We start from the raw sequence: 17,781 nt of genomic DNA, 5'->3' as shown, positions 1-17,781 counted from the left end.
CCTCTCTTTGTGAGCGGGAACTCGGCCCACCCTGCATGCTCCTCCTTCTCGCCCAGCTGGTGGCTCCGCCCCTGCAGGATGGGCCGATCCGCCTTCCGGGCCCGCCCCGCCAGCTGGAAAGGCCCTCTCCCGCCGAGCCCCAGCCGGCCCCTCCGGTCGACGTCCTCCCCCTGGAGACTCCCGCCCCCCAGCCCGACGGCGGCGGAGCCCCGCCCGCCGGCGCTGGCCCCGCCGCCCCGGAACCGGCCCTCAAGCCCCCCACCTCACTGGCACCGGCCCCCCTGCCGGAGATCCGCGGGCTGACGCTCTACACCCCTGAGCAGGTGCCCACGATCCTGGCCGAATGCAGCCGGATCACCGATCCCCAGGAACGGCTCAAGGCCTGCGCCGTGGCCCTGAGCACCCGGCTCGTCTTCGACGGGTACGTCAGCAGCCGTGTCTATGTGGTGAGCGACCCGGCGCCGGGGTATCTCGATGTGGTGGAAGGCCGTGTGGTCGGCATCCAGGTCTCCGGCAGCGATCCCTGGCTGAACCGTCGCGTCGGCCGGCTGCTGCGCCCCCTGCGGGGCCAGATCCTGCGGCTGTCGACGGTGGAGCTGCAGCTGCAGCTGCTCAAACGGCAGCCGGGAATCGAGAGCGTGCGGGGCACCCTGGCCCGGCTGGGCAGCGACCCCTCCGAAGGGGTGTTCCGCGTCGCCGTGGAGCCCTCGCGGGAGCCCTGGCAGGGGGATCTGTCCCTGCGCAACGACGGCAACAGCGGCTCGGGGGAGTTCCGCGCCGTGGCCACGCTGCTGAAGCCGAGCCTGCTGCGGCGCGGGGACACCCTGCTGGTCTACGGCGAGCTCGATGCCACCGACACCCCCGAGCTGGGCGCCGCCATCGCCTCCCTCAGCTACACCTACCCCTTCAGCGACAACCTCAGCCTCACCGGCGGCATCGGCTTCAGCCGCCGCAACCTGGTGGAACTGCCGGCCCCGGCCGACGGGTTCTCCACGAACCAGTACCAGGCCCTGGCCCAGTTCGAGTGGGTGTTCCGCGAATCCCTCAGCCAGCGCTGGAGCCTCTTCGCCGGCTACAGCAACAGCCGCAGCAACATCTACGAGCAGGGCAGCGCCCTGCCGGTCTCGGTGCCCGCCAGCGTCCGCGCCCCCGCCGGCGGCTACCTGCGGCTGGGCGTCAACGGCAGCGGCGCCAGCCGCCACAGCAGCTGGAGCGGCAGCGCCTACCTGCTGCAGGGGGTCGCCGCGGCGACCCCGACCGTCCAGCGCCAGGAACTGGCCGAAGCGGGCATCGTGGCGGGCCGGGCCACCGCCATCGGCGGCTTCCTCTCCGCCTCCTGGACGGTCTCCCCCCGCTGGCAGGTCAACCTGCGGACCGCCGCCCAGCTGGCCTTTGCCCCGCTGACCTCCTCGATGCAGTTCACCCTCGGCTCCGATGTGGGGCTGCGCGGGCTGCCCGGCCAGCTGATCAGCGGCGACAGCGGCTGGCTGGCCAGCACCGAAGCGGTCTGGACCTTCTGGGACAGCAAGACCAGTGCCCTCCAGCTCGTCCCCTTCATCGGTGCCGGCGGCATCCGCACGAGCTTCAGCGGTGGCAGCTTCGGCGACACGGTGGGCTCCGGTGGCGTGCTGCTGCGCTGGCTGGCCAGCAACCACTGGTCGGTGGAGCTGGGCTGGGCCGTGCCCTTCTCCACCACCGACAACCTGGGCCCCTGGAACGACTGGCTCCTGGGCCAGGGGCTCTACACCCGGGTGAACTACCGCTTCTGAGCCTCAGCCAGCGAGCCTCAGCCAGGGAGCGTCAGCCGCCACCCAGCTGGGCGGTCAGCAGCCGACGGGCCTCCGCCAGCGCCCCATCGAGGGCGGCGCCGTCCCGCCCCCCCGCCTGGGCCAGCTGGGGCCGGCCACCGCCGCCGCCGCCGCAAAGCTTGGCGATGCCACCGATGAAGGCCCCCGCCTTGGCCCCGGAGGCCACCACCGCGGGGCCGAAGGCCGCCACCAGGATCACCTTGCCCAGGTCCGCCGGGTCCGGCAGGCCGCCGAGCACCACCGCCGCCCCCTCCCCGAGCTGCTGCTGCAGGCGCTGGGCGGCCTCCTGGAGGCCGGCGCCATCGACGCCATCGAGGCGCTCCACCAGCAGCCGATGGGAACCGAGCGCTTCGGCCCGCTCCGCCAGGGCGCTGGCCTTGGCCGCCGCCAAGGCCCCCCGTGCCGCCGCCAGCTCCTTGAGGGTGGCCCGCAGCTCCTCTCCCTGGAGGGCCACCCGCTCGAGGATCTCGCCGGGCTGGGCCTTGAAGCGATCGGCCAGCTCGCGCACCACCCGGTCACGCTCCCGCAGATAGGGGAGCAGGGCCGGACCCGCCACGGCCTCGATGCGGCGGATGCCCGCCGCCACCCCCGTCTCGGCGACGATCCGGAACAGGCCGATCTCGGCGGTGTTGGCCACGTGCGTGCCGCCGCAGAGCTCCATCGAGACACCGGGCACGTCCACCACCCGCACGACCTCGCCGTACTTCTCACCGAACATGGCCACGGCCCCGGCGGCCCGGGCCCGCTCCAGGGCCATCTCCGCCACCTCCAGGGGGTGGGCCTCGGCGATCCAGCCGTTGACCAGGTCCTCGATCCGCTCCAGCTCGGCCGGGGTCAGGGCCCGGGGGCAGTGGACGTCGAAGCGCAGCCGGTCGAAATCGACCAGAGAGCCCGCCTGGGAGACACCCTCATCCACCACCTGCTTCAGGGCCGCCTGCAGCAGGTGGGTGGCGGTGTGGTGGGCCTGGGCGCGGCGGCGGCAGCTGCGATCCACCCGGGCCTGCACCACATCGCCCACCGCCAGACGACCGCGCTCGATCCGGCCGCTGTGGACGAACACGCTGCGGTTGCGGCTCACCGCCTCGATGGCCACGATCAGGCCTCCCCCGACCCCGGCGGCCCCCTCCCCCGCCAGCAGCACGCCCCGGTCGCCCACCTGGCCGCCCGACTCGCCGTAGAAGGGGGTGCTGTCGAGCACGATCTGCACCGCATCGCCGGCGGCGGCGGCGGTGGCCGGTTCCCCGTTCACCACCAGGGCCAGCACGCAGGCCGGCTGGTCGAGGGCCTCGTAGCCGCGGAAGTCGGTGGGCTCGAGGGCGCCCGCCACCTGCTCGATCGCCCCCTGCAGGGTGAGGTCGATGCTGACGGCCGCCGCCTTGGCCCGCTGGCGCTGCCGCTCCATGGCCGCCTCGAAACCGTCCAGGTCCACCGTCAGGCCGTGCTCCTCGGCGATCTCCGCGGTGAGCTCGAGCGGGAAGCCGTAGGTGTCGTAGAGCTCGAAGGCCGCGTCGCCGCTGATGCGCTCCGGCCGGGCGGCGAGCACCTCGGCCAGCAACTTCTCGCCCCGCTCCAGGGTGTCCAGGAAGCGGGCCTCCTCCCGCACCAGCTCGGCCAGGATCACCTCGCGGCGCTCCGGCAGCTGGGGATGGGCCGGGGCCATCAGCTCGATCGCCGCCTCCCCCATGACCGCCAGGAAGGGACGGTCGATGCCCAGCAGCCGGCCGTGGCGCACCACCCGGCGCAGCAGGCGGCGCAGCACGTAACCCCGGCCCAGGTTGGAGGCGGTGACCCCATCGGCGATCAGCTGGGTGATGGCCCGGCTGTGGTCGCCGATCACCTTGAGGGAGGTCTGGGCGCGGGCGTCGAGTGCGCGGTAATCGACCCCTGCCAGCGCGGCGGCGGCTTCCACCAGCGGATAGATGAGGTCGGTCTCGTAGTTGTTCGGCACCTGCTGCAGGATCTGGGCCATGCGCTCCAGACCCATACCGGTGTCGATGCTGCGCCGGGCCAGGGGCGTGAGGGTGCCGGCCGCGTCGCGGTTGTACTGCATGAACACCAGGTTGTAGAACTCGATGAAGCGGCTGTCGTCCTCCAGGTCGATGCCGTCGTCGCCCCGTTCCGGGTGGAAGTCGTAGTAGATCTCGGAGCAGGGGCCGCAGGGGCCGGTGGGGCCGGAAGCCCAGAAGTTGTCGGCCTCATCCATGCGGATGATCCGCTTCGGATCCACCCCCACGGCATCACGCCAGAGGGCGGCGGCCTCGTCGTCCTCCCGGAAGACGCTGACCACCAGGTTGGCCGGATCGAGGCCGAAGACTTCGGTGGTGAGTTCCCAGGCCCAGGCGATCGCCTCCTCCTTGAAGTAGTCACCGAAGGAGAAGTTCCCCAGCATCTCGAAGAAGGTGTGGTGCCGGGCCGTGCGGCCCACGTTCTCGATGTCGTTGGTGCGGATGCACTTCTGGCTGCTGGTGGCCCGGGGCGCCGGCGGCGGCGCCTGGCCGAGGAACACCGGCTTGAAGGGCAGCATGCCGGCGATGGTGAGCAGCACCGTCGGGTCGTCGGGCACCAGGGAGGCGCTGGCCATCCGCCGGTGCCCCTGCCGTTCGTAGAACGCGAGGAAGGCCTCCCGGATCTCGGCTCCGCTGCGGGGCCTGGGGCGGGTGGAATCGGCAGCCATCACGACAACGCAGGGAGAGGTCCTGGGACAGGCATGATCGCCCAGCGCGGGGGCCCGGGGTCGCGCCGCCGGCCTCAGTAGTGCTCCATCAGCGTCAGCTGGACGCTCGTCTGGCTCAGCTTGGCGCCGATGTCGCAGGTGAGCGCCTTGAGCAGGGCGATCACCACCTCGGGATGGCTGGCACTAAGCTCGTCGAAGGCGTTGCGGTGCAGCACCCAGCACTCACCGGGGCGGGTGGCGATGATGTCGGCGGTGCGCGGCGTCTGGGCCACGAAACCGATCTCGCCGAAGCAGAGCCCGGGGCCGAAGGTGGCCAGCCGGGTGGAATGGCTCTGTCCGTCGCCGGTCTTGATGTCGAGGGCGATGTCGAAGGAGCCGGAGCGCACCAGGAACAGCTCGTCGCCGGGATCCCCCCGGCGGATCACGAAATCCCCGGCCATGAACGATCGCCTCACCAGGTGCTCCGCCAGGATCCGGCGGTGGTCCGCCCCCAGGGCGGCCAGGACACCCTGATCCGCCAGATCGTCGTCGTCGCCGTTGTCCGCGTCGGCCGCGGGGGCGTACCAGGTGAGCAGCAGCTCCTCGGCGGCCTCGAGGGCGGAATCCAGGTGCTCATAGGCATCGATCCGTTCGGTGATGGCCCAGCCGGCCCTGGAGACCAGGGGCAAGCGGCCGGCCCGCGACAGGAGGATCTCCACCCCCTGATCCTCCAGGGAACAGAGCTGGCGGTCCAGCAGCCCCGAGGACTCCATCGGGCACTCGGTCACGTGGGCCAGATCAAGGATCAGGATGCGCACGTCGCCGCTGAGCCGCACCAGCTCGGCGGCCAGCTGCTCGATGCCGCCGAAATCGAGCACCCCCTGCACGTGAATGATGCGCACTTCGTCCCGGTGGGGCGCCAGGATCTCCAGCTCCCGCTCACTGCGCCAGCGGCGCGATTTGCGCTGGGAGCCCTGGTAGGAGCGGCGGATGGTGGCATCGACCTGGTAGTACTGATTGAACAGGCTCAGGCCCACTCCAGCCGACAGCTGGCGGCAGACCGCCACCCCCCGGACGCTGTTGCCGAAACCGTCGAGGGGCGGTGAATAGGTGGCGATGCCCAGTCGTCCAGGAATCACCGCCATGACGCCGCCGGCGACGCCGCTCTTGGCCGGGATGCCGACGTCATGGAGCCACTGGCCGGCGAAGTCGTACATGCCGCAGGTGCCCATCAGGGCCAGCACCCGCACGGTGATGTCATAGGAGAGGGGCTGGCCGCCGGTGAAGGGATTGCGCCCCTGGCAGGCCAGGGTGGCGGCCATCACGGCCAGGTCGCGGCAGGTGACGGAGATGGCGCACTGGCGGAAGTAGAGATCGAGGGCCGGCTCCGGATCCGATTCGATGATGTTGAAGTTGCGCAGCAGGTGGCCGATGGCGCGGTTGCGGTGGCCCGTCTCCTTTTCCGAGCGGTAGACGGCCTCGTTGATCGTCAGGGGCCGGCCGGCCAGCTCGGCGAAGTACTCCAGCAGCAGATCGACGGCCCCGCCGGGGTTGGCGTCACAGATCTGGGCGGAGGCGGCGATCGCCCCGGCGTTGATCATCGGGTTGCGCGGCTTGCCGGAGTCCGGATCCAGGCTGATGGCGTTGAAGGCTTCCCCGGAGGGCTCCACGTCAATCTTGCTGGCCATGACGTCGAAGGAGAGCATCTTCAGCGCCAGGGCATAGATGAACGGCTTGGAGATCGACTGGATCGTGAACTCCTTCCTAGTGTCGCCGATCTCATAGATGCGTCCGCCCGAGGTGGCGATGACGATGCCGAAGTCGTCGGGGCAGGCCTTGGCCAGCTCGGGGATGTAATCCGCCACCCGCCCTTCCCGGACCCCGGCGAAGGAGGCGTGAAGCTCGCCCAGCAGTTCCTGGATGACGTTGGAATGGGGCTGGTCAGGCATGGGGCCCCAGCAGGGCGTCCAGATCCACCGGATCGATCTGGTCGGCGGCCATGAAGCGCTCCGCGTAGGTGAGGTAGGCGCCGGATCGCAGGAAGAGCGCGAACAGGTCCGCATCGATGCGGCCGCGATCCCGCAGACCGGCCAGGATCGCCAGGGACTGGGACAGGGGCATGCCCCGCTTGTAGGGCCGATCGGCGGCGGTCAGGGCCTCGAAGATGTCGGCGATGGCCAGGATCCGGGCCGGGATCGACAACTGCTCCGCCCCCAGTCCCCGAGGGTAGCCGCGGCCGTCGAGGGTTTCGTGGTGCCCGCCCGCGATCTCCGCGACGCGGGCCAGGGAGGGGGGAAAGGTCATGCTCTCCAGCATCACGATCGTGTGGATCATGTGCTCGCGGATCTTGTAGATCTCCTCGGGGGTGAGGGTGCCCCTGGCCACCGAGAGGTTGTAGAGCTCGCCGCGGTTGTAGAGCAGCTCCGGCACCGCCAGGTTGAACCCCCAGCGGGCCTCCGGCACCTCCTCCGGCGGCCGGGGGATGCGGTGGTGGGGGGCGTCGCTGAGCAGGGACTCCCGGGCGGGCAGGGGCGGCGGCGGCCCGCTGTACCGGGTCTGCTCCTCCCAGCCCAGGCCGATCCGGTCGTCGAAATGGCGCCACCAGGTGCGCTCCGCCAGCCGCCGGAGCTGGGCGAGATCCTCCGGATCGGTGCCTTCGCTGCCCAGGTTGCAGCGGGCCACGCAGGCGAAATCCTGCTGCAGCTCCTGCTCCAGCCGGGCGTACTCCCGCTCCAGGGCGACCGGGTCGCCGCCCGCCAGCAGACCCTCGAGCATGGCGATGCGTCCATCCCGGAGCAGCACCTCGAAGCGGGTGCGGATCTCGTGCAGCCGGTTGGCGGGGGCGTCCAGCTTGGTGGCCTTCTCCACCACCGCCTCGGGGGTGACGATCTTGCCGCAGTCGTGCAGCCAGGCCGCCGTGCGGAACTCCCGGCGCTCCGCCTCCCCCTTGAAGCGGAAGGGGGCCAGCGGCCCGTCCTGGGTGGCCTCCGCCGCTTCCGCCAGCAGCAGAGCCAGCTCCGGCACCCGGGAACAGTGGCGGCCCGTGTGGGAACTGCGGGCATCGATCGCCCCCGCCAGCAGGGCAATCATCGAATCGATCTGCCGCTGCTGCCCCTCCAGGGCCTGGGTGCGCTCGACGCAGACCGCCGCCAGGGCGGCCAGGGCCTCGATCAGCTGCTGGTCGCCGGCGTCGTAGGGGCGCACCAGCGAGGGGGCCGTTTCAGGGGTGAGCAGCGAGGAGGACTCCCGCTTCCTGTTGATCAGCTGCATCACCCCCACCACCTCCCCGGCCATGGTCCGCAGCGGCACCACCAGCATCGAGACCGCCCGGTAGCCCATGCGGCGATCCAGTTCGGCGTTGAAGCGGTAGGGACGGTCGGCGGGGATCGCGTAGACGTCGGGCAGGTTGAGCGCCTCACCGTTCAGGGCCGTCCAGCCCACCAGTCGCTCGGGGGTGATCGGGAAGCGCTCGTCCAGCAGGCTGGCATCGATGCCGGTGTCGCCGGCGGCCAGGGAGCTGTTCTGGAAGGCGGTGAACCAGAGCCGCTTCTCCCCCTTCTCCTGCTCCACCAGGTAGATGCTGCCGGCGTCGCTGAGGGTGAGATCCCTGGAGCTGGAAAGGATCTGCCGCAACAGGGCCGGCAGGTTGACCGCACCGCTGATGGCGGTCGCGATCTGCAGCATCTCCGGCAGCGCGCGCCGTGCCTGGTGGGCATCGGAGGCGTGCGGTGGCGGATGGGCGGCGCTCAAGGGGGTGGCCAACCGTGGTGGGAGTCCGTTCCCTGCCCGGCAGCAGTGACGCGTGACTGGAATCAGGGAAACACCGGAAAGCCGTGACCGCAACAGCGGCCTGCTGCCGAGGCCCAGTGGCCTTGCTGGAGAGACGTTCTGTTGAGCTGCTTAAGCAGCGATGGAATGGCTGACCCGTAGCACTGGCCACAGCCGATGAATAATGTAAGGCTGCCGGTGGCCAGGCATGATCGGGCCATCGCCATGGCCTTGCCGTTGACCCAGGCGTCCGACGATTCCCGTGCCCGTCTGCGGCTGCAGTCCCTGTCGTGGGCGCTGCTGGGGGGGTTCGCCGCCGCCCTTATCGGCTTGCCGGCCGGCCTGGAGAGCGGGCTGCGCTCGGCGGGCTGCGGCTTCTTCTACGGCCTGCTGGCCTTTCACCTCCAGCGCGTCGATCCGGATGACGACCACCTGGCCGCCGGCCTGGTGGGGGCGGTCTGCGGCATCCGCAGCCTCGGAGGTCCCGTGGCTGTCACCGCCCTGGCCCTGCCGGTCCCGGAGATCCAGTCCCTCCTGCACCAGCCCCTGGCCCGCGGCGCGGTCGGCGCGATCCTTGAGCTGCTGCGCGGCTGGTTGCCGCTCTGGCTTCCCCTGATCGGCAGCGCCTTGCTGCTGCAGGCCGCCCAGCGCCTCCTGCCCGCCCTGCGGCCATGAGCCTGCTGCATGCCACCTGGCTGTTTCCGCCGGAAGGGGCCGGTGGCCGGCTGCTGCTCTGGGCCGACACCTGGAGGGTCGCCACTCCGGTGGCGCCGCTGCGCACCGTTCCCGACCATCCCCTGTCCCTCAGCGTCGACGATCTGGGCGCCTGGCTGGATGACCATGGCCTCTGGTCGGAGGCCTTCCGGCCGGCGGAGGCCCAGCTCACCCTGCCGAGCCGCAGCCAGGGGGCCCGCGGCCGCCGCAAGGCGGCCAGCGAGGGTCTGGCGGCCTGGAGCGGTCTGCCGCTGCAGGCGGGCGAGCCGATCCCGAAGGAAGTGCAGTGGTGGCCCTGGCGGGTGGAGGGCCTGGCCCTCGATCCGGCGGGGGCGGGCGAATGGCTCGCCGGGCTGCCCCTCTCCGGCGACGACCCCGGCCTGGCCGACGACCTGCGCTGGTGGAGCCATCTGGAGCGCTGGGCCCTGAGCCTGATCGCCCGCGGTCGCTGGCTGCCCCAGGTGGAGGAGGACCGGGCCCGCTGGCTGCCCCTGCTCAACCGGGAAGGGGACCGGCGCCGGCTGGAGGAACTGGCCATCCGGCTGCCCCAGGTGGCCACCTGCGCCATGGCCCCCGGAGCGCCGGGGGAGGGGGGGCTGGCCTGCCGCCGCCCCGGCAGCGGCCGGCTGCGGGTGGCCAGCCTGCTGGAGGCGTTGCTCGACGGCCAGCTGCGCGCCGGCTTCCGTCCCCCCGCCGAGGGCCTCGATCCCCTGCTGGGGGCCTGGCAGAAGGCCCTCGGCCCCGGCCCCGGCCGGCTCGACCTGGACGAGGAGGAGCGGGAGCGGCTGGCGGTGGCCACCCAGCACTGGCGCGAAGCGGTGGCGGGGCGGGTGGCCCCGGCCCGGGCCTGCCTGGAACTGTTCACCCCCGAGGAGGGCGAGGAGCTCTGGGAGCTGCGCTTCTCCCTGCAGGCGGAGGCCGATCCCAGCCTGCGCATGCCGGCACGCACGGTCTGGAATGCGGGCGACGGCCGGCTCCAGCTTGGCGAGGTGGATGTGGCCGAGCCGGGCCAGCTGCTCCTGGAGGGCCTGGGCCGGGCCCTGCAGGTGTTCGAGCCGATCGGGCGGGGCCTCGATGCGGCAGCCCCGGAAACCATGCAGCTCACCCCGGCCGAGGCCTTCGTGCTGGTGCGCACCGCCGCCGCCCAGCTGCGCGATGTGGGGGTAGGCGTGGTGCTGCCGGCCAGCCTCAGCGGCGGGCTGGCCAGCCGGCTGGGACTCGCGATCGAAGCCGAGCTGCCCGAGCGCTCCCGCGGCTTCTCCCTGGGGGAAAGCCTGCAGTGGAAGTGGGAGCTGATGATCGGCGGGGTCACCCTCACCCTCAAGGACCTGGAGCGTCTTTCCACCAAGCGCAGTCCGCTGGTGCAGCACAAGGGGGCCTGGATCGAGCTGCGGCCCAGCGATCACAAGAACGCCACCCGCTTCTGCGCCGCCGATCCCGTCCTCAGCCTCGACGATGCCCTGCGCCTCACGGCCAGCGACGGCGACACCCTGATGCGGCTGCCGGTGCATCGCTTCATCCCGGGGCCCCGGCTGAGCGCCGTCCTGGAGCAGTACCACCAGCAGAAGGCCCCCGATCCCCTGCCGGCGCCGGAGGGCTTCGCCGGCCAGCTGCGGCCCTACCAGGAGCGGGGCCTGGGCTGGCTGGCCTTCCTGCACCGCTTCGACCAGGGGGCCTGCCTGGCGGATGACATGGGCCTGGGCAAGACGGTGCAGCTGCTGGCCTTCCTGCAGCACCTCAAGGTGGAGCAGGAACTGAAGCGACCCGTCCTGCTGGTGGCCCCCACCTCGGTGCTCACCAACTGGAAGCGGGAGGCGGCGGGCTTCACACCGGACCTGGAGGTGCGGGAGCACTACGGTCCCCGCCGGCCCTCCACCCCCGAAAAGCTGGCCAAGGCCCTGGACGGGGTGGACCTGGTGCTCACCAGCTATGGGCTGCTGCAGCGCGACAGCGAACTGCTGGAGAGCATCGACTGGCAGGGCGTCGTGATCGACGAAGCCCAGGCGATCAAGAACCCGGCGGCCAAGCAGAGCCAGGCGGCCCGCGACCTGGGCCGTCCGGGCAAGCAGGGCCGCTTCCGCATCGCCCTCACCGGCACCCCGGTCGAGAACCGGGTGAGCGAGCTGTGGGCCCTGATGGACTTCCTCAATCCGCGGGTGCTGGGGGAGGAGGGCTTCTTCCGCCAGCGCTACCGGCTGCCGATCGAGCGCTACGGCGACATGAGTTCCCTGCGGGATCTCAAGGCCCGGGTCGGGCCGTTCATCCTGCGGCGGCTCAAGACCGACCGCTCGATCATCTCCGACCTGCCGGAGAAGGTGGAGCTGCGCGAATGGGTGGGCCTGTCGGCGGAGCAGACGAAGCTCTACCGCAAGACCGTGGACGAGAGCCTCGATGCCATCGCCCGCGCCCCCCTCGGCCAGCGCCACGGCCAGGTGCTCGCCCTGCTCACCCGGCTCAAGCAGATCTGCAACCACCCGGCCCTGGCCCTCAAGGAGCGCGGAGTCGACAGCGGCTTCGCCGGCCGCAGCGCCAAGGTGCTGCGGCTGGAGGAGATCCTCGAGGAGGTGATCGAGGCGGGCGACCGGGCCCTGCTGTTCACCCAGTTCGCCGAATGGGGCCACCTGCTCAAGGTCTACCTGGAGCAGCGCTGGCGCCAGGACGTGCCCTTCCTGCACGGCGGCAGCAGCAAGACGGACCGCCAGGCGATGGTGGACCGCTTCCAGGAGGATCCCCGCGGCCCCCAGCTGTTCCTGCTCTCCCTCAAGGCCGGGGGTGTGGGCCTCAACCTCACCCGGGCCAGCCACGTGTTCCACATCGACCGCTGGTGGAACCCCGCCGTGGAGAACCAGGCCACCGACCGGGCCTACCGGATCGGCCAGACCAACCGGGTGCTGGTGCACAAGTTCATCACCAGCGGTTCGGTGGAGGAGAAGATCGACCGCATGATCGAGGAGAAATCCAGGCTGGCCGCCGACATCGTCGGCAGCGGTGAGGAATGGCTCGGTGGCTTCGACGTGGGCCAGCTGCGGGACCTGGTGGCCCTGGAGGAGGGCTGAGGAGCGGCGCGGCGAGGGGCCTCAGCGGCGGGCCAGGGTGACGTCGGAGGGGTGGGCGAGTCCCGCGCTCTCCCCGATCACCGGCAGCAGCAGGGGCAGGGCCGGCACGGCAGGGGGCTGGCCCATGCGCCGCAGCCAGCGGTAGTGGGAGGCCACACCGGCCAGGAAGGACGGGTGGGTGCGGAAGGGAACCTGGCAGTCGCGGCAGGTCTGCTCGACGATGGCGGAGATCTGGGGGTAATGGACGTGACTGATCTGGGGGAACAGGTGATGTTCCACCTGGAAGTTCAGGCCCCCCAGCAACCAGCTCAGCAGGGGGTTGGAGCGGCTGAAGTCGACGGTGGTGGCCACTTGATGGCCGGCCCAGGGACCCATGGCCGGGCTGGCGGGGTCGGCCATGGGGAAATCGGCCTCCTCCACGCAGTGGGCCAGCTGGAACACCACGCTCAGCACGACGCCCTGCACCATCGCCGTCACCAGGTAGCAGCCGATCACCGCACCGACGGGATGGAACTGAAGGGGGATGACGAACGCCAGGGAGAAGAAGATCGCCTTGCCGGCCAGGAACACCACCCAGTCGGCGGGGCCGAGGCGGGGCAGGGAATGGTCGCCGCGGCCACGGCCGGCCAGATCGGCGAAGTCATCGAAGAACTGCCACTTGATGGGCAGCATCCCGTAGAGGGGCCAGAGGTAGAGGTGCTGCCAGCGGTGCCACCAGCGATGGGGCTGATGGGGAGACAGACGACCGATCAGGCCGAGGTTGATGTCGTCGTCGTGGCCGGAGAGGTTGGTGAAGGTGTGGTGCAGCCCGTTGTGCTTGTGGGCCCAGATCAGGGAGCTGCCACCGAGCAGATCGAGGGTCATGGCGGCGGCCCGGTTGATCCAGCGGTGGCGGGAGTAGGCGCCGTGGCCGCCGTCGTGCTGGATGTTGAAGCCGATGGCGGCGATCGCCAGACCCAGAACGGCGGACAGGGCGATCGCCCCCGGAGTGTTGCCGACGCGGAAGACCAGCAGCCCGTAGGTGAGGACGAACCAGGCCAGGATCACGGCCGATTTGATCACCATGGCCGGCGCATCGCGCCGCTCCTGCCCGGTGGCCTCGAAGTGATCCTGAACCCTTGTCCTGAGAAGACTTTGAAAACCGTCGCCGGCGCCGAACGTGATGCGATTCAAGGACTCCACGCCCTGCGTCGGGACAACCTAGGCCAGTGGGTCCGGCAGGCGGCAGGATGGGCCGCGTGAGGCCGGCGGCATGACCAGCTCCTTCCCCGGCGCCTCCGGCGCCATCACCACGCAACTGGGCCAGCAGGGCCTGGGGCAGCAGCCCTGGTGGGTGGAGCAGTGGATGGAGCTGATCCATTCCTATCGGTTCAAGAAGCGCCTGGAGCGTGCCTGGACCTATGCCCGGGAGGGCAACGTCGTCTCGATCCGCTTCGAGGGGCGCCGGGTCCACGCCCGGGTGCAGGGCACCGACCCGGACCCTTACAAGGTGAAGCTCTGGCTCGACGTGCTCAACGACGAGGACTGGGGCTACGTGCTGGAGGCCCTGAGCCAGAAGGCCCGCTGGTCGGCCCAGCTGCTGGCGGGGATCATGCCCGCCGACATCGAGCGGGCCTTCGCCGCCAGCGGCAAACGCCTGTTCCCGTTCAAGCTCCAGGAGGTGCGCAGCGAGTGCAGCTGCCCCGACAAGGCCAACCCCTGCAAGCACATCAGCGCCGTCTACTACCTGATGGGGGACCGCTTCAGCGAGGACCCCTTCGTGCTGTTCCAGCTGCGCGGCCGCACCCGCAGCCAGCTGCTGGGTGACCTGGCCAAGCGCCGCCGGGAGGGGGTGGCCGCCCCCCTGGAGCACGCCCCCCATCCGATCCATCCGGCCATCGCCGACCCGGCCCGCTGGTGGCGCTACGACGCCCCCCTCGACCCCGATCTGGTGGTGATCACGCCGGCCATGGAAGGGGAGTCGGGCCTGGATGGCGCCGGTCCCCTGCCCCTGGCGGAGGAGCCCCGCTTCCCGGAGGCCAACCGGCTCTTCCTCGACCGGCTCAAGGCCCACGGGACGGCCATGGCCCAGCAGGCGATGGTGCGGGCGATGGCCACCGGCAACGACAGCGAAGGCTGAGTGGCGGGCCCGGAGGAGGGCGTCGATTAATGCCGTGTTAAGTTTGCGTCTATTGGGTGAAAGATCTATCACCCAGTGCTAAGTTTTGGGCGTTGGTCGCTCACCTCCCAGGAGGCCCTGTGCACTGCCTGCGTTAAGGCAGGCTCCGGTCATCCGGAGCACCACACCGTCCCCCCATCCCATCCGCCATGAGATCCACCCTCAAGCCCCTGCTCCGCGGAGGAGCGGCCGCTGCGGCTGTCACCATCGGCCTGTTCGGCACCTCCCAGCCGGCCCACGCCGTCACCAACGTCTTCCAGGAGCTGTTCCTGTCGCTGGATGTCTCCGGCAGCATCGACAACAACGAATTCACCCTCTACAGGGACGGCTACGTCAGCGCCTTCCAGGATGCCGCCGTCAAGACCAAGATCGCCGAAACCTTCGCCGGCGGCGGTCTGGCGATCGCCGTCGGCCAGTGGTCGACGATTGCGTCTCCGACGCTCGCCATCGACTGGAAGCACATCACCGACCTCACCACGGACGGTATCAATGGCGGCACCTCCCTGAACAGCTTCGTCACCGCCCTCCAGAACATGAACCGCCAAGGCGGTATCGGCAACAGGACCTGCATTGACTGCGGCATGCTGGCCGCCATCAATGCCATCAACACCAACCTGTTCAACACGACTCGCGTCAACGGCAAGGTGATCGACATCTCCACCGATGGGGTGGGGAATGAGGAAGAGTGCCCTGGCAACGTTACCGAGGCCCAGTGTGCCCAGACCCGCAGGGCTCAAGCCGTTGCCAGCGGCATCATCATCAATGGCCTGGGTGTCGGCGCCGGTGCCAGCGGCTTCCTGACAGCGAACGTGGCGACCCCCGCCAATGGCGCCACCAAGGCCGGCTTCGTCGAGACCGCCGCCGATTTCGATGCCTTCGAGACGGCGATCACCAACAAGCTGATCCGCGAAGTGGGTCCCGGTCCCGGCGATTCTGTGCCCGGTCCCCTGCCCGTTCTGGGCGCCGCCGCCGCCTTCGGCTTCTCCCGCAAGCTGCGCCGCCGCATCAACACCGCCAACCTCCATCAGGCCTGATCCGCTCCGGCCGGCAGACCACCAAGCCCGGCCCCGTGCCGGGCTTTTTTTTCGGTGCCCCCTGGCTATCGGCACCCCCTCGCTCAACCTGAGCCCTTTCCTTCCCATGAGCCCCCACGCCGACCCCCAGCCCACGGCCGACCGCCATCCCGAGCCCCACCCCCGCGCCGGCGCGGAGCGGACCTTCAGCGAGAACTATGGCGAGGAGGTCGCCATGGCCCTCCACTGGGGGGCGATCCTGCTGTTCGTCCTGTTCCTGGTGGGCCTGGCCGCCTCCGCCTGGCCGGTGCGCCTGATCGATCCCCTCTGGCTCCAGGCGGTGGGCGACAAGCTGCTCGCCTCGGGCCCGATCGCCATGGTCGGCGCGATCCTGCTGCTGCTCGCCAGGCTCATCGATCCCGCCTCGACGACGATCCAGGGCCGGGTGGTGCTGATGCGGCGCCTGAGCTTCTGGATCGCCTTCGGCTTCCTGCTGCTGATCCCTGTGCAGGTCTACAGCGGCATCAGCCTGCTGCGCCAGTTCAGGGCCAACGACACCCGGGAGCTGAACGCCTACATCGCCACCACCCGGGCCATCGAAAGCGCCCGCTCCTACGACGACATCCTCCGGGCCATGCGGCTGCTGCCAGGCCAGGCCCCGAACCTTCCCCCCTCCATCGACCTGCCCCTGGACGCCGTCAAAACCAGGCTCAGCAACGACCTCAATCCCTTCATCAAGCGCTACCAGAACAGCGCCGATGCCCTGGGCATGAGGCGGCTCAACGACTGGTTCGTGCAGCTGGCCAGGAATGTCCTCGCCGCCGTGCTGCTCTTCTGCTGCTTCGCCGCGATCGGCAAGCGCTTCGCCGCCCAGCCCACCCTGCTCCAGAACGTGCTCTCCGGCCGGCTGCTCTCCTCCTTTGCAAGCCGTCGGCATCAGGCCCCGCCGGAGCTGGACGCGGCCATGCGGATGATGATGCCCGACGAGAACGAGCCCCGCCGCTGAGGCCCGAGCCATCCCACCGCCGGAACCACCCCCCTGGCTGAGCCAGGACGCCATCGCCACCGCCGGGCGCCTGATCGAGGGCCACCGGCTGGCCTTCGGCCGCCCGCTGCTCGCCGGCGTTTCGGCCGGCCTCTCGCCCCTGCAGACGGCCCAGGAGCTGTTCGTGGCCCCCACCGTCGTACTGGCCCATGACGGCGGCGCCGATCCCCGGCTGATCTACGCCAACCGGGCCGCCCTGGTGCTGTGGCGCCGCCCCTGGGGCGCCATGGTGGGCCTGCCCTCACGGCTCACGGCGGAGCCGGCCGAACGGCAGAGCCGGGCCCGGGCCCTGGAGCGGGCCCGCAGGGTCGAAGCCCTCGAGGGCTACGGCGGCGTCCGCATCGACAGCGGCGGGCGCCGCTTCCGGATCGAGAACGCCCGGCTGTGGACCCTGCGGAATCCCGGCGGTCAGCCCTGCGGCCAGGCGGCCGCCTTCGGCCGCTGGTGGTGGCTGGAGCCGCCCTGTTCCGGTTCTCCGCCCCCGCTGGCGTAGGGGCCGAACCCTGTCGGGGGGACCGAACCTGCATCGTCGGTTCTCCCCCTCGAAGTCCACAGCCATGGCGGGCACATTGATCGGACGGGTGGTTCCTCACCCGACCATCCCCGTCGCTCCCTTCGGAAGCACCAACCATGCGCACGCTTCATCCCTCCCCCTTCGATCTGTTCGACCGGCTGGAGCAACAGCTGCAGACGGCCGAGCGTGTTCCCGCCGCCGAGATCCACGAAACCGAGGACAGCTACACCATTGCCCTCGAGCTCCCCGGCGTCGACCGCGGCTCCATCGACGTCAAGGCCACGGACCGGTCCCTGATCATCAGTGCCGAGCGCCGCTGCCAGCCGCCAGCCATCCCTGAGGCCGGCAACGGCGAGGCCCCGGCCGCGGAAGGCCGCCGCCGCGCCCCGCTGCTGGGCGAGTTCCGCTACGGCACCTGGAGCCGCAGCTTCCGCTTCCCCGGCGGCATCCAGCGTGACGCCCTCGAAGCCCACTACCGCGATGGCCTGTTGACCGTGACGGCGCCCAAGGCGCAGTCCCTGACGACGGTCAGCGTGAAGGTGGCCGACTGAGGCCCTCAGGCCTCGAGGCGCTGGGCGGAATCGAGGGAGAGACCGATGACCGAGATGTAGCTGGTGGCTTCGATCCACCGGATCGTGCCCTGAAGGTCGTAGGTCTCTCCCTCCCCATCCCCCACCACCACGCTGCAGGGCTGGCCGACGGCGGGATGGTGACCAGCCTCGATGGCGATCCTCAGACCATCGGCACTCAGGTCAAGCACCTCGGCGAACACCCCTTCGGCGGGTTGCATCGATGCGAGATGGAGGCGGGCCGTGGCCAGGCCCGTCGGAGGCTTGTACCGGTCGGCGCGCGAGGCCTCCTCCAGGCGCTTCTCGAGGCGCCTGAAGGACTCCTGAAACCGTTCCAGGTCTCCGGTGGCCACCTATCGACTCGACCTCGGAATGGTTCTGATCATTCTCCAGGGTTCCTCGGGATACCAGGGTTCTTCGGGATACCCTCGCTTTGTCTAACAGACCCAAAACCAACCTGCCTGCCTAAAGTCTTGTGTCTGC

At 70.5% G+C, this 17,781-nt stretch carries 13 protein-coding genes; 8 read left to right on the top strand and 5 right to left on the bottom strand.

Annotated features, from left to right (window positions below):
• Positions 1 to 35: 35 nt before the first annotated feature.
• Entirely contained in the window at positions 36 to 1,769 is a 1,734-nt protein-coding gene (locus tag H6G99_RS05000; RefSeq protein ID WP_190610304.1) for a ShlB/FhaC/HecB family hemolysin secretion/activation protein, read from the top strand.
• Positions 1,770 to 1,800: 31 nt separating this feature from the next.
• On the opposite strand, the gene alaS is transcribed toward H6G99_RS05000, so the two are convergent.
• The 3 genes from alaS to H6G99_RS04985 form a co-directional block, all read right to left on the bottom strand.
• Positions 1,801 to 4,482: an alanine--tRNA ligase gene (alaS, locus tag H6G99_RS04995; RefSeq protein WP_190610302.1), complete on the bottom strand. Its 2,682-nt coding sequence runs from the start codon at positions 4,480 to 4,482 to the stop codon at positions 1,801 to 1,803.
• Between the two features lie 74 nt (positions 4,483 to 4,556).
• Positions 4,557 to 6,410, bottom strand: coding sequence for a glutaminase A (gene glsA / locus H6G99_RS04990; protein WP_190610300.1), 1,854 nt, complete (start codon positions 6,408 to 6,410; stop codon positions 4,557 to 4,559).
• The gene (locus H6G99_RS04985) at positions 6,403 to 8,145 is read right to left on the bottom strand and encodes an HD family phosphohydrolase (RefSeq protein WP_190610298.1); all 1,743 of its coding nucleotides are present in this window, start codon (positions 8,143 to 8,145) and stop codon (positions 6,403 to 6,405) included. The genes glsA and H6G99_RS04985 overlap by 8 nt, the downstream gene beginning before the upstream one ends.
• Positions 8,146 to 8,454: 309 nt before the next feature.
• Here H6G99_RS04985 and H6G99_RS04980 point away from each other — a divergent pair, with 309 nt between their 5' ends.
• Both H6G99_RS04980 and H6G99_RS04975 read left to right on the top strand, forming a co-directional pair.
• A complete protein-coding gene (locus H6G99_RS04980; protein ID WP_190610297.1) occupies positions 8,455 to 8,904 on the top strand; it encodes a hypothetical protein in 450 nt (149 codons plus the stop codon).
• Positions 8,901 to 11,999: a DEAD/DEAH box helicase gene (locus H6G99_RS04975; RefSeq protein WP_190610295.1), complete on the top strand. Its 3,099-nt coding sequence runs from the start codon at positions 8,901 to 8,903 to the stop codon at positions 11,997 to 11,999. Before H6G99_RS04980 ends, H6G99_RS04975 begins: the two co-directional genes overlap by 4 nt.
• A gap of 21 nt (positions 12,000 to 12,020) precedes the next feature.
• Here H6G99_RS04975 and H6G99_RS04970 read toward each other — a convergent pair whose 3' ends face one another.
• Positions 12,021 to 13,181: a fatty acid desaturase family protein gene (locus H6G99_RS04970; protein WP_353617176.1), complete on the bottom strand. Its 1,161-nt coding sequence runs from the start codon at positions 13,179 to 13,181 to the stop codon at positions 12,021 to 12,023.
• Positions 13,182 to 13,251: 70 nt separating this feature from the next.
• On the opposite strand from H6G99_RS04970, the gene H6G99_RS04965 reads away from it, so the two are divergent.
• The 5 genes from H6G99_RS04965 (at position 13,252) to H6G99_RS04945 (ending at position 17,280) form a co-directional block, all read left to right on the top strand.
• The gene (locus H6G99_RS04965) at positions 13,252 to 14,118 is read left to right on the top strand and encodes an SWIM zinc finger family protein (RefSeq protein WP_190610291.1); all 867 of its coding nucleotides are present in this window, start codon (positions 13,252 to 13,254) and stop codon (positions 14,116 to 14,118) included.
• 188 nt (positions 14,119 to 14,306) lie between these two features.
• Complete coding sequence (locus H6G99_RS04960; RefSeq protein ID WP_190610290.1) at positions 14,307 to 15,191, top strand: DUF1194 domain-containing protein; 885 nt, start codon at positions 14,307 to 14,309, stop codon at positions 15,189 to 15,191.
• Positions 15,192 to 15,297: 106 nt separating this feature from the next.
• Positions 15,298 to 16,176: a hypothetical protein gene (locus H6G99_RS04955; protein ID WP_094585693.1), complete on the top strand. Its 879-nt coding sequence runs from the start codon at positions 15,298 to 15,300 to the stop codon at positions 16,174 to 16,176.
• A gap of 10 nt (positions 16,177 to 16,186) precedes the next feature.
• On the top strand, positions 16,187 to 16,708 hold the full coding sequence (locus H6G99_RS04950; protein WP_190610540.1) for an MEKHLA domain-containing protein: 522 nt from the start codon (positions 16,187 to 16,189) through the stop codon (positions 16,706 to 16,708).
• A gap of 137 nt (positions 16,709 to 16,845) precedes the next feature.
• On the top strand, positions 16,846 to 17,280 hold the full coding sequence (locus tag H6G99_RS04945; RefSeq protein ID WP_190610288.1) for an Hsp20/alpha crystallin family protein: 435 nt from the start codon (positions 16,846 to 16,848) through the stop codon (positions 17,278 to 17,280).
• A gap of 5 nt (positions 17,281 to 17,285) precedes the next feature.
• Here H6G99_RS04945 and H6G99_RS16550 read toward each other — a convergent pair whose 3' ends face one another.
• Complete coding sequence (locus H6G99_RS16550; RefSeq protein ID WP_094585690.1) at positions 17,286 to 17,651, bottom strand: PilZ domain-containing protein; 366 nt, start codon at positions 17,649 to 17,651, stop codon at positions 17,286 to 17,288.
• Between the last annotated feature and the right edge of the window lie 130 nt (positions 17,652 to 17,781).

Origin of the sequence: Synechococcus sp. FACHB-909, from assembly GCF_014698945.1 — a bacterium.
Lineage (GTDB): Bacteria > Cyanobacteriota > Cyanobacteriia > PCC-6307 > Cyanobiaceae > Cyanobium.
Note: the sequence above shows the minus strand (reverse complement) of the source record. Positions and strands in the feature narration are given on the sequence as shown.